The organism is Streptomyces sp. NBC_01363, from assembly GCF_026340595.1.
Classification (GTDB): domain Bacteria; phylum Actinomycetota; class Actinomycetes; order Streptomycetales; family Streptomycetaceae; genus Streptomyces.
In genome coordinates this window covers 575,592-588,852 of sequence record NZ_JAPEPF010000002.1, presented here as the reverse complement: position 1 = coordinate 588,852, position 13,261 = coordinate 575,592, and the positions used below count along the sequence as shown (strand labels likewise).

Here is a 13,261-nt window from a genome sequence, read left to right as displayed (position 1 = left end):
GTGCGCGTGCCTGATCCCCGCGCCGCCACGCCAGACTCCACCGTGTCCCTCCCGCAGGGGTTGACCGTATCGCTCGGGCCTTGTCTGGGAGCTTGCCCAGTTCTTCTTTGGCTCACCGCCACAGCCCACCGTCGACGGGTGACCATGGGGACGTCAAATCGTTGAAACGTACCAGGCCCGACGCAGCCGGGGTGCAACCTCCAAGGGTTGTCCCACATCCCGCTGTTGAGAAGCCCACACTTGTCCGGTCACGAGTCCGTTCCTGGTCGCTCCTGCCCGAAGTCGCCCCTCGTGTATCCGGCATCGAGACCGAGCGTCTAGCCTGGCAGGCGAATCGAAGCGGCGAGAAACGGGCACAGGACTCGGGAAAGCGACGAGACACCATATGGGGAGTGCTGTGATCACCGCGCGCGCGGCCGCCACCTTCGACCCGGTCGGGCGCTCCGTCGCGACCGCCCGCGCCTTTGTCCGCGACACCCTCCAGGGGTGGGGCTACACGGACGTCGTCGACGACGCGGTCGTCCTCACCAGCGAGCTGGTGACCAATGCCGTGGTCCACGCGGGCACCGCCGCGGACGTGCTGTGCCTGCGTACGGAGGACGGCGTCCGGATCGAGGTCTCCGACCACTATCCGGAGCGTGAGATCCCGCTCCAGAGCGCGGGCCCGGACTTCGGCAGCCCGGACCGCGAGAACGGCCGCGGGTTGCTGCTCTGCGCGGCACTCGCCACCCGGTGGGGCGTGGAGTACTCGCCCACCCGCAAACATGTCTGGTTCCAGCTCGATCTTCCCGACCGCCCGGTAGGCATCCGTTCGGCGGGCCCGCTGCTGCCCGTGGGACTGCTCCCCGTCGCCGACGAACGCGTCCGGGTGGCGGTCGTCCAGATCGACAGCGCCGGCTCCATCGCGGCCTGGAACGAGGACTCCTCGTTCCTTTTCGGCCATACCGCGGATCAGGTCACCGGGAAGCAGCTCACCGACTTCACCGCCTGGCCCCAGACTCCCGGCACCAACACGGGCATCGTCGACGCCCTCCAGCTCTCGCGCTGGGAGGGGAGTTACGGAATCCGGGGCGCCGACGGCCGGATCATCCCCGTCTACGCCTCGCACCTGAGGGTCCGCGACACCCACGGCGAGCCCTCGACCGTCTGTCTGCTCGTCCGCGACTACGAGCGCGCCGTGCTCCAGTCGCCGGCCCGCACACCGGTGTCCGACACGAACGCCGAGAGCGGCAAGACCGACCCTTTCAAGATCTTCATCGGCTCCCCCGCCCCCGACGACCTCGACGGCCTGCTCCAGCGCACGGTCGAGCGGGCCCGCGACATGCTCGACGCCGATGCGGCCTTTCTGCTGCTGGCGACGGACGACGAAACGGAACTGGAGGTACGGGCCACCACAGGTCTGCCCTCCGCCCGCCAGCGTTTCGCCCGCGTCCCGGTGGAAGCCGGTACCGGACGATACGGATCCGCCCGGATGCCCGCCGTCCACGAGGACCTCGACAACGTTCCGGGAGCCGTACCGCTGCTCGGCGGGACCGGGATGCGTTCCGTCGTCACCGTCCCGCTGAAGGTCGAAGGGCGGCTCACGGGCTCCCTGGGCGTCGCCGCCGAAGCAGCCGGCCGCTACTCGAACGAGGAGGCCCTGCGCCTGCAGTTCGCCGCGGACCGGATCGCGCTGGCGGTCGAGTCGGCTCGCCTCGGCGAGCTGGAACGCCTCCGCCGCGGTTCCCTCTCCTTCCTCGTCGAGGCTTCCGACCTGCTGGCCGGCACCCTCGACCGGGACCAGACCCTGGCGCTGATGGCCCAGATGACGGTCCCCACCCTGGCCACCTGGTGCGCCGTGTACACGATCGCCGACCAGTCGTCCGAGCCGTATCTCTCCTACGTCCTGCACGAGGACGAGGAGCGCATCGACGGCCTCAAGGCCCTGCTCTCCAAGATCGCACCGCCGGACCCCGTGCCGACCCCCGGCGCCCGTGTCTGGGCCGCCCCGTCCGAGGCCGCCCACCAGGCGGCCCTGCGCAGTTCGATGCGCACCCTCGGCCTCGGTGAGAACGGCAGGCTCGGCGAACCGGGCAGGCTCGGCTCCGGCGTCCGTACGACGCTCGCCACCGCGGCCGCCGTCGGCGGGGAGACGGTGGTCCTGCCACTCGTGGCCCGTAACCGCGTCATCGGCATGCTGACGCTCGGCAAGCCCTCCGACGACCATTTCCGCCAGGAGATCCTGGAACTGGCCGAGGACCTCTCCCGCCGAGCCGCACTCGCCCTCGACAACGCCCGCCTCTACTCGGAGCGCATGGCGATCAGTCAGTCCCTGCAGCGCAGCCTGCTGCCGCCGGGGCTGCCCGAGGTCCCCAATGTCGAGATCGAGGTCATCTACCGCGCGGCCGGCGAGGGCAACGAGGTCGGTGGCGACTTCTACGACGTCTTCCCGATCCGCGACGGCGCCTACGGCTTCGCCATCGGCGACGTATGCGGTACGGGCCCGGAGGCCGCGGCCGTCACGGGCCTCGCCCGCCACGCCCTGCGCCTTCTCGCCCGCGAGGGCTTCGGCGGCCCCGCCGTCCTGGAGCGCCTCAACGCCGCCATCCTGGACGAGGGCGCCCGCAGCCGCTTCCTGACCCTCCTGTACGGCGAGCTGTGGCCCCAGGAGGACGGCAGCGCCCTTCTGAAGGTGGTCTGCGCAGGGCACCCGCTGCCGCTGCGCCTGCGTCAGGACGGTTCGGTGGAGGCAGCGGCCGAGCCTCAGCCCCTGCTGGGCGTCATCGAGGAACTCGAGCTGTACGAGCAGACGGTCACCCTCGCCCCGGGCGATGTCCTGCTGTGCGTCACCGATGGCGTCACGGAACGCCGGGAGGGCACCCGCATGCTGGGCGACGACGGTCTGGCGGACGTCCTGGCGACCTGCACCGGTCTCACGGCGGGTGCGGTGGCGGCTCGCATCCTGCGGGCGGTGGAGCGCTTTGCCGCCGAGCCGGCCTCGGACGACATGGCCATCCTCGCCATGCGTGTGCCTGAACCCCCCACCGCCTAATACGGCAGCACCGACAAACAGGAAAGGCCCCCGCCGACTGGCGAGGACCTTTCCTGTTCTTCTGAGCCCCAATGCGGAATCGAACCGCAGACCTTCTCCTTACCATGGAGACGCTCTACCGACTGAGCTATTGGGGCCTGCTGCGCTGTGGCAACGAGGTAAAGCATACCCTGAACTCAGGGATGCTCAAAACCACTGACCACAGAAGACTCTGACGGGCTCTCACAGGACCCTGCACCGTCCTTCCCACCACGACGCGGGGCCCGCCCCGACAAGGCCGACCCCGGCCGTACGCCTCCATCGGGCAGCCGGCCGTAAACGCAGAAAAGCCCCGTGCCACAAGGGCACGGGGCTTTCCCGTAAAAGGAGTTCGGCGGCGTCCTACTCTCCCACAGGGTCCCCCCTGCAGTACCATCGGCGCTGAAAGGCTTAGCTTCCGGGTTCGGAATGTAACCGGGCGTTTCCCTAACGCAATGACCACCGAAACACTATGAAATTAACCAACACCGGAAAAACACGGCCGTTCGTTATTTCAGAACTAACACAGTGGACGCGAGCAACTGAGGACAAGCCCTCGGCCTATTAGTACCAGTCAGCTCCACCCGTTACCGGGCTTCCACATCTGGCCTATCAACCCAGTCGTCTACTGGGAGCCTTAACCCTTCAAGAGGGTGGGAATACTCATCTCGAAGCAGGCTTCCCGCTTAGATGCTTTCAGCGGTTATCCTTTCCGAACGTAGCCAACCAGCCATGCCCTTGGCAGAACAACTGGCACACCAGAGGTTCGTCCGTCCCGGTCCTCTCGTACTAGGGACAGCCCTTCTCAATATTCCTACGCGCACAGCGGATAGGGACCGAACTGTCTCACGACGTTCTAAACCCAGCTCGCGTACCGCTTTAATGGGCGAACAGCCCAACCCTTGGGACCGACTCCAGCCCCAGGATGCGACGAGCCGACATCGAGGTGCCAAACCATCCCGTCGATATGGACTCTTGGGGAAGATCAGCCTGTTATCCCCGGGGTACCTTTTATCCGTTGAGCGACAGCGCTTCCACAAGCCACTGCCGGATCACTAGTCCCGACTTTCGTCCCTGCTCGACCCGTCGGTCTCACAGTCAAGCTCCCTTGTGCACTTACACTCAACACCTGATTGCCAACCAGGCTGAGGGAACCTTTGGGCGCCTCCGTTACTCTTTAGGAGGCAACCGCCCCAGTTAAACTACCCATCAGACACTGTCCCTGATCCGGATCACGGACCCAGGTTAGACATCCAGCACGACCAGAGTGGTATTTCAACGACGACTCCACAACCACTGGCGTGGCCGCTTCAAAGTCTCCCACCTATCCTACACAAGCCGAACCGAACACCAATATCAAACTGTAGTAAAGGTCCCGGGGTCTTTCCGTCCTGCTGCGCGAAACGAGCATCTTTACTCGTAGTGCAATTTCACCGGGCCTATGGTTGAGACAGTCGAGAAGTCGTTACGCCATTCGTGCAGGTCGGAACTTACCCGACAAGGAATTTCGCTACCTTAGGATGGTTATAGTTACCACCGCCGTTTACTGGCGCTTAAGTTCTCAGCTTCGCCGACCCGAAAGTCAGCTAACCGGTCCCCTTAACGTTCCAGCACCGGGCAGGCGTCAGTCCGTATACATCGCCTTACGGCTTCGCACGGACCTGTGTTTTTAGTAAACAGTCGCTTCTCGCTGGTCTCTGCGGCCACCCCCAGCTCATGGAGTAAATCCACTCACCAGTGATGGCCCCCTTCTCCCGAAGTTACGGGGGCATTTTGCCGAGTTCCTTAACCATAGTTCACCCGAACGCCTCGGTATTCTCTACCTGACCACCTGAGTCGGTTTAGGGTACGGGCCGCCATGAAACTCGCTAGAGGCTTTTCTCGACAGCATAGGATCATCCACTTCACCACAATCGGCTCGGCATCAGGTCTCAGACTATATGCACGACGGATTTGCCTACCGTGCGTCCTACACCCTTACCCCGGGACAACCACCGCCCGGGCTGGACTACCTTCCTGCGTCACCCCATCGCTTACCTACTACAAGTCTGGTTCATCGGCTCCACCACTACCCTCAACTCCGAAGAGATCGGGCCGGCTTCACGGACTTAGCATCGCCTGATTCAGTATTGGGCGTTTCAAAGCGGGTACCGGAATATCAACCGGTTGTCCATCGACTACGCCTGTCGGCCTCGCCTTAGGTCCCGACTTACCCTGGGCAGATCAGCTTGACCCAGGAACCCTTAGTCAATCGGCGCACACGTTTCTCACGTGTGTATCGCTACTCATGCCTGCATTCTCACTCGTGAACCGTCCACAACTCGCTTCCGCGGCTGCTTCACCCGGCACACGACGCTCCCCTACCCATCCACACAGGCGTTGGCCCTTCATGTGTGAATGACACGACTTCGGCGGTACGCTTGAGCCCCGCTACATTGTCGGCGCGGAATCACTTGACCAGTGAGCTATTACGCACTCTTTCAAGGGTGGCTGCTTCTAAGCCAACCTCCTGGTTGTCTCTGCGACTCCACATCCTTTCCCACTTAGCGTACGCTTAGGGGCCTTAGTCGATGCTCTGGGCTGTTTCCCTCTCGACCATGGAGCTTATCCCCCACAGTCTCACTGCCGTGCTCTCACTTACCGGCATTCGGAGTTTGGCTAAGGTCAGTAACCCGGTAGGGCCCATCGCCTATCCAGTGCTCTACCTCCGGCAAGAAACACACGACGCTGCACCTAAATGCATTTCGGGGAGAACCAGCTATCACGGAGTTTGATTGGCCTTTCACCCCTAACCACAGGTCATCCCCCAGGTTTTCAACCCTGGTGGGTTCGGTCCTCCACGAAGTCTTACCTCCGCTTCAACCTGCCCATGGCTAGATCACTCCGCTTCGGGTCTTGAGCGTGCTACTGAAACGCCCTATTCGGACTCGCTTTCGCTACGGCTTCCCCACACGGGTTAACCTCGCAACACACCGCAAACTCGCAGGCTCATTCTTCAAAAGGCACGCAGTCACGACATGCAAGCAAGCTTGCATGCGACGCTCCCACGGCTTGTAGGCACACGGTTTCAGGTACTATTTCACTCCGCTCCCGCGGTACTTTTCACCATTCCCTCACGGTACTATCCGCTATCGGTCACCAGGGAATATTTAGGCTTAGCGGGTGGTCCCGCCAGATTCACACGGGATTTCTCGGGCCCCGTGCTACTTGGGTGTCTCTCAAACGAGCCGTCAATGTTTCAGCTACGGGGGTCTTACCCTCTACGCCGGACCTTTCGCATGTCCTTCGCCTACATCAACGGTTTCTGACTCGTCTCACGGCCGGCAGACCGCAAAAGAGAGATCCCACAACCCCGCATGCGCAACCCCTGCCGGGTATCACACGCATACGGTTTGGCCTCATCCGGTTTCGCTCGCCACTACTCCCGGAATCACGGTTGTTTTCTCTTCCTGAGGGTACTGAGATGTTTCACTTCCCCTCGTTCCCTCCACACTGCCTATGTGTTCAGCAGCGGGTGACAGCCCATGACGACTGCCGGGTTTCCCCATTCGGACACCCCCGGATCAAAGCTCGGTTGACAGCTCCCCGGGGCCTATCGTGGCCTCCCACGTCCTTCATCGGTTCCTGGTGCCAAGGCATCCACCGTGCGCCCTTAAAAACTTGGCCACAGATGCTCGCGTCCACTGTGCAGTTCTCAAACAACGACCAGCCACCCATCACCCCGCTCCGAAGAACAGGTTCACTGGGGCCGGCAACTGAAGGCGACCATGACGGCCGTACCCTCAGATACCCAACAACGTGCCCGACCCGACCTGCCGTCCCCCACGTTCCACGCCGAAGCAGTACTAGTGAAAAACAACCTGTCGTGCCGAATAGTCAACGTTCCACCCATGAGCAACCACCGTCGAACATTTGCCGACGTAATGGCCTCTGGACTCCTTGCGGAATCTAGATGCTCCTTAGAAAGGAGGTGATCCAGCCGCACCTTCCGGTACGGCTACCTTGTTACGACTTCGTCCCAATCGCCAGTCCCACCTTCGACAGCTCCCTCCCACAAGGGGTTGGGCCACCGGCTTCGGGTGTTACCGACTTTCGTGACGTGACGGGCGGTGTGTACAAGGCCCGGGAACGTATTCACCGCAGCAATGCTGATCTGCGATTACTAGCAACTCCGACTTCATGGGGTCGAGTTGCAGACCCCAATCCGAACTGAGACCGGCTTTTTGAGATTCGCTCCGCCTCACGGCATCGCAGCTCATTGTACCGGCCATTGTAGCACGTGTGCAGCCCAAGACATAAGGGGCATGATGACTTGACGTCGTCCCCACCTTCCTCCGAGTTGACCCCGGCAGTCTCCTGTGAGTCCCCATCACCCCGAAGGGCATGCTGGCAACACAGAACAAGGGTTGCGCTCGTTGCGGGACTTAACCCAACATCTCACGACACGAGCTGACGACAGCCATGCACCACCTGTACACCGACCACAAGGGGGGCACCATCTCTGATGCTTTCCGGTGTATGTCAAGCCTTGGTAAGGTTCTTCGCGTTGCGTCGAATTAAGCCACATGCTCCGCTGCTTGTGCGGGCCCCCGTCAATTCCTTTGAGTTTTAGCCTTGCGGCCGTACTCCCCAGGCGGGGAACTTAATGCGTTAGCTGCGGCACCGACGACGTGGAATGTCGCCAACACCTAGTTCCCAACGTTTACGGCGTGGACTACCAGGGTATCTAATCCTGTTCGCTCCCCACGCTTTCGCTCCTCAGCGTCAGTAATGGCCCAGAGATCCGCCTTCGCCACCGGTGTTCCTCCTGATATCTGCGCATTTCACCGCTACACCAGGAATTCCGATCTCCCCTACCACACTCTAGCCTGCCCGTATCGACTGCAGACCCGGGGTTAAGCCCCGGGCTTTCACAACCGACGCAACAAGCCGCCTACGAGCTCTTTACGCCCAATAATTCCGGACAACGCTTGCGCCCTACGTATTACCGCGGCTGCTGGCACGTAGTTAGCCGGCGCTTCTTCTGCAGGTACCGTCACTCTCGCTTCTTCCCTGCTGAAAGAGGTTTACAACCCGAAGGCCGTCATCCCTCACGCGGCGTCGCTGCATCAGGCTTTCGCCCATTGTGCAATATTCCCCACTGCTGCCTCCCGTAGGAGTCTGGGCCGTGTCTCAGTCCCAGTGTGGCCGGTCGCCCTCTCAGGCCGGCTACCCGTCGTCGCCTTGGTAGGCCATCACCCCACCAACAAGCTGATAGGCCGCGGGCTCATCCTTCACCGCCGGAGCTTTCAACCCCGTCCCATGCGGGACAGAGTGTTATCCGGTATTAGACCCCGTTTCCAGGGCTTGTCCCAGAGTGAAGGGCAGATTGCCCACGTGTTACTCACCCGTTCGCCACTAATCCACCCCGAAGGGCTTCATCGTTCGACTTGCATGTGTTAAGCACGCCGCCAGCGTTCGTCCTGAGCCAGGATCAAACTCTCCGTGAATGTTTTCCCGTGATCGGGACAACACAACACGAGAGCGGAACGACCGGACGGAATAAGACCGGTCGTTCACAGCGTCCTCGCTGTGTAAATTGCCCACCGGGTCAGTGACCCCGTGGGACTTTCAAAGGAACCTCCAACCTGCCGAAGCAGGCCGGGGTATCAACATATCTGGCGTTGACTTTTGGCACGCTGTTGAGTTCTCAAGGAACGGACGCTTCCTTTGTACTCACCCTCTCGGGCTTTCCTCCGGGCTTTTCCCTTCGGTCTTGCGTTTCCGACTCTATCAGACTCTTTCGTGTCCGATTCCCGGTCGAAGCGGGTTGTGCTTTCCAGTTCTTCGCTTTCGCGCTTCCCTTTCCGGCGGTTCCAACCTTACCAGACTCTTTTCCGTTCCGTTTCCGGTCCGAATTTGAATTCCGGTGGCCTTTGGAGTGGCCTTTGCCTTTCGGCGGATCCGACTTTATCAGAAGTTCTGAGTCGGAATTCCCGCCCCATCCGGGACGCTTCACTGCACACGAGTGTGCGCGGTGCTTCCCGGTCAGGCGGAGCCGTAAACGTACTGGAGCGGGGCGCCCCGATGCAAATCGGGGCGCCCCGCTCCGGAGTTCGTTCCTGTCGGCGTCAGACCTCGACGACGACGGGAAGGATCATCGGGCGCCGACGGTAGGTGTCGGAAACCCACTTGCCCACCGTGCGACGGACGAGCTGCTGGAGCTGGTGCGGCTCCAGCACGCCGTCCTGGGCGGACTTGTTGATCGCTTCCTCGATCTTCGGCACCACGGCGCTGAACGCCGAGTCGTCGATGCCGGAGCCGCGGGCGTGGATGTCCGGTCCGCCCGTGATCTTGCCGGAGGAGCTGTCGACCACGATGAAGACGGAGATGATGCCCTCTTCGCCGAGGATCCGGCGGTCCTTGAGCGAGGTCTCGGTGACATCGCCGACGGAGAGACCGTCGACGTAGACATAGCCCGCCTGGACCTTGCCGACGATCTTGGCCCGGCCGTCGACGAGGTCGACGACGACGCCGTCCTCGGCGATGACGATGTGGTCCTTGGGCACTCCGGTGAGCGCGCCCAGTTCGGCGTTGGCCCTCAGGTGGCGCCATTCGCCGTGGACCGGCATCAGGTTCTTCGGCTTGCAGATGTTGTAGAAGTACAGCAGCTCGCCGGCCGAGGCGTGGCCCGAGACGTGGACCTTCGCGTTGCCCTTGTGGACGACGTTGGCGCCCCAGCGGGTCAGACCGTTGATCACGCGGTAGACCGCATTCTCGTTGCCCGGGATCAGGGACGACGCCAGGATCACGGTGTCGCCCGGGACGATCCGGATCTGGTGGTCGCGGTTGGCCATCCGGGACAGGGCCGCCATGGGCTCGCCCTGGGAGCCCGTGCAGACCAGCACGACCTCGTCGTCCGGCAGGTCGTCGAGGGTCTTGACGTCGACGACCAGGCCCGCAGGGACCCTCAGGTAGCCGAGGTCACGGGCGATGCCCATGTTGCGGACCATCGAGCGGCCGACGAAGGCGACCCTGCGGCCGTACTCGTGTGCCGCGTCGAGGATCTGCTGGATGCGGTGGACGTGGCTGGCGAAGCTCGCCACGATGATGCGCTTCTGGGCGTTGGCGAAGACCGTGCGCAGGACGTTGGAGATGTCCCGCTCGGGCGGTACGAAGCCCGGGACCTCGGCGTTCGTCGAGTCGGAGAGGAGGAGGTCGATGCCTTCCTCGCTCAGCCGGGCGAAGGCATGCAGGTCGGTGAGCCGGCCGTCCAGCGGAAGCTGATCCATCTTGAAGTCGCCGGTCGCGACGGCCATCCCCGCAGGGGTGCGGATGGCGACCGCGAGGGCGTCCGGGATGGAGTGGTTGACCGCGATGAACTCGCAGTCGAACACGCCGATGCGCTCGCGCTGGCCCTCCGCCACTTCGAGGGTGTACGGACGGATGCGGTGCTCCTGGAGCTTCGCCTCGATCAGCGCGAGGGTCAGCTTGGAACCGATGAGGGGGATGTCCGGCTTCAGGCGCAGCAGATACGGGACACCACCGATGTGGTCCTCGTGGCCGTGCGTGAGGACGATGCCCTCGATGTCGTCGAGACGGTCCCGGATCGTGGTGAAGTCCGGCAGGATCAGGTCGATTCCGGGCTGCTCCTCCTCGGGGAAGAGAACTCCACAGTCGACGATGAGCAGGCGGCCGCCGTACTCGAAGACCGTCATATTGCGGCCGATTTCGCCGAGGCCGCCGAGCGGGGTGACCCGGAGGCCGCCCTTCGGGAGCTTCGGCGGGGTGCCGAGTTCGGGATGCGGATGACTCAAAAGACTCTCCTTACCACGCACGCCACGTACCGCTTGGGCACGTGGCGCGCATGTCATTCGTGCACTTGCTGTTGTCTGTGATCGCTCTTGCGAGTGTTCTTCGCTTATTCAGTTGTGAAGTCTGTGGTTACAGCTCTACCCCACCGGCTGCGAGATCGATCTTGAGCTGCGCCGTTTCCTGTGCGGTGAGTTCCACCAGGGGGAGACGCAGCGGGCCCGCCGGGAGGCCCTGGAGGGCCAGTGCCGCCTTGGTGGTGATCACACCCTGGGTGCGGAACATGCCGGTGAAGACCGGCAGGAGCTTCTGGTGGATCTCCGTGGCCTTCTGGACGTCGCCGCCGGCATACGCCTCGATGAGGGCGCGCAGGTCGGGGGTGACGACATGGCCGACGACGGAGACGAATCCGATGGCGCCGACCGAGAGCAGCGGCAGGTTCAGCATGTCGTCGCCGGAGTACCAGGCGAGGCCGGAGCGTGCGATGGCCCAGCTGGCGCGGCCGAGGTCGCCCTTGGCGTCCTTGTTGGCAACGATGCGCGGGTGCTCGGCGAGCCGTACCAGCGTCTCCGTGTCGATCGGCACACCGCTGCGACCGGGAATGTCGTAGAGCATCACCGGCAGGCCGGTGGCGTCGGCGATGGCTGTGAAGTGGCGGAAGAGGCCTTCCTGCGGCGGCTTGTTGTAGTACGGCGTCACCGCGAGGAGTCCGTGGGCGCCGGAGCGTTCGGCCGTACGGGCGAGCTCGATGCTGTGCCGGGTGTCGTTGGTGCCGATGCCGGCGACGATGTGGGCCCTGTCCCCCACGGCTTCCAGTACCGCCCTTACGAGCTGGTCTTTCTCCGCGTCGCTGGTGGTCGGGGACTCGCCGGTGGTGCCGTTGACGACCAGGCCGTCATTGCCTGCGTCCACCAGATGGACGGCGAGCCGCTGGGCACCGTCGAGGTCGAGTGCACCGTCCGCCGTGAAGGGCGTGACCATAGCGGTGAGGACCCGCCCGAAGGGGGTCTGCGGAGTGGAGATCGGAGCCATGGGTAACACGCTACTCGCTGCTCAGCGCCCAATGTCCCCTCGGGGGGACAAGCTGTAGGAGCCCGGCACTGCCTGCTCGGGGGTTCAAGCAGTGCCGGGTCCGTTTGATCAGCCTAGATGAACTTCACGAAACGCCGCAATACGGACACCGCTTACGGGGCTACGCGTCCGTTCTTGTTGAAGGCTGCATGGGTGAGCGGCATGAGCCGGGCCCAGTGCTCCTCCATCTGCTGTCCGACCATCTCGATCTCGCGCTGCGGGAAGGATGGCACCTTCGCCAGCTCGTGCTGGGTGCGCAGGCCGAGGAAGTGCATCAGTGAGCGGGCGTTGCACGTGGCGTACATCGAGGAGAAGAGGCCGACGGGGAGCACGGCGCGGGCGACCTCGCGGGCCACTCCTGCGGCGAGCATCTCCTGGTACGCCTCGTACGCCTGGCGGTAGGAGTCCTCCATGACGCGGCCGGTGAGCTCCTGCTGGGCCCGGGTGCCCTCGACGAACTCGTACTTGCCGGGGCGGCCCTGCTGGACGAGCTTGCGGGACGCGTCCGGGACGTAGAAGACCGGCTCCAGCTCCCTGTAGCGGCCCGATTCCTCGTTGTACGACCAGCCGACGCGGTGCCGCATGAACTCGCGGAACACGAAGATCGGGGCGCTGATGAAGAAGGTCATCGAGTTGTGCTCGAACGGGCTGCCGTGGCGGTCGCGCATCAGGTAGTTGATGAGGCCCTTGGAGCGCTCGGGGTCCTTGGTGACCTCCTCCAGGGACTGCTCGCCGGCCGTGGAGACACGGGCCGCGAACAGGACGTCGGAGTCGCCCGCGGCGTGTTTCACCAGCTCAACGGTGACATCGCTGCGGAAGCTGGGCTTTGCGGGCTCGGGGGTCTCGGTCACCGGCGGGGTCCTTCCAGTTGCGTCGCTCGGGCGGCGTCCACTCTACGGGCCACCACTGACAACCAGGTCGGGAAGGGCCGTCCAGGGATTTCTTCGACGAATTCGGCGATTCGGGGCACCGATCGGGCCCGCCATGCGTCTGACTCAATAGCAGCATCCGTAACAGAGTTCAAGGAGACCTTCCTCATGTTCCGCCGGCGTGAAGCCGTCCCGTTCTCGTTCGTGGCCGAGAGCGACCGATTCCGCAGCAATGTCACTCCGCCCCCGCGGGAGCGCGCCAGCGTCTCCCAGCTGGCCGCCCGTTCCCTCGTCGGGCTGACGGTGGTCGCCGGCCTGGCCGGGTCGCTGATCCTCGGCCTGCCCGCGCTCAGCCCCACCCAGAGTCCTTCGCACGCCGAGCAGACCGAGGCCGCCCACGGGCATTGACTCGTACGGACCCCCTGGGGTGGTCGGGCCGGTGACCTCCTCGGTAGCCTCACCGGGCACAGCAATCGAGCGT

5 protein-coding genes, 1 tRNA gene and 3 rRNA genes are annotated in these 13,261 nt (G+C 63.6%); 2 read left to right on the top strand and 7 right to left on the bottom strand.

All coding sequences use genetic code 11. The annotated features are described in order from the left end of the window. Positions 1-397: 397 nt before the first annotated feature. On the top strand, positions 398-3,031 hold the full coding sequence (locus tag OG611_RS30695; protein WP_266427535.1) for a SpoIIE family protein phosphatase: 2,634 nt from the start codon (positions 398-400) through the stop codon (positions 3,029-3,031). Between the two features lie 64 nt (positions 3,032-3,095). On the opposite strand, the gene OG611_RS30690 is transcribed toward OG611_RS30695, so the two are convergent. From OG611_RS30690 to thyX, 7 genes are all read right to left on the bottom strand, one after another. Further along, positions 3,096-3,168 (bottom strand) — tRNA-Thr (locus OG611_RS30690). Between the two features lie 231 nt (positions 3,169-3,399). Next, positions 3,400-3,516 (bottom strand): 5S ribosomal RNA (gene rrf / locus OG611_RS30685). 77 nt (positions 3,517-3,593) lie between these two features. Next, positions 3,594-6,715 (bottom strand): 23S ribosomal RNA (locus OG611_RS30680). A 297-nt stretch (positions 6,716-7,012) separates the two neighbouring features. Next, positions 7,013-8,538: ribosomal RNA gene (locus OG611_RS30675) — 16S ribosomal RNA — on the bottom strand. Together the 16S, 23S and 5S rRNA genes with 1 tRNA gene alongside form the textbook arrangement of a ribosomal RNA operon. Positions 8,539-9,159: 621 nt before the next feature. After that, entirely contained in the window at positions 9,160-10,845 is a 1,686-nt protein-coding gene (locus OG611_RS30670; protein ID WP_266427533.1) for a ribonuclease J, read from the bottom strand. Positions 10,846-10,972: 127 nt separating this feature from the next. After that, positions 10,973-11,872 (bottom strand): 4-hydroxy-tetrahydrodipicolinate synthase, encoded by a 900-nt coding sequence (dapA, locus tag OG611_RS30665; protein WP_266427530.1) that lies wholly within the window; start codon positions 11,870-11,872, stop codon positions 10,973-10,975. 152 nt (positions 11,873-12,024) lie between these two features. Next, positions 12,025-12,762: an FAD-dependent thymidylate synthase gene (thyX, locus tag OG611_RS30660; RefSeq protein WP_266427529.1), complete on the bottom strand. Its 738-nt coding sequence runs from the start codon at positions 12,760-12,762 to the stop codon at positions 12,025-12,027. A gap of 186 nt (positions 12,763-12,948) precedes the next feature. Between thyX and OG611_RS30655 the strand changes: the two genes are divergently transcribed. After that, a complete protein-coding gene (locus tag OG611_RS30655) occupies positions 12,949-13,188 on the top strand; it encodes a hypothetical protein (RefSeq protein WP_266427527.1) in 240 nt (79 codons plus the stop codon). Positions 13,189-13,261 lie beyond the last annotated feature (73 nt).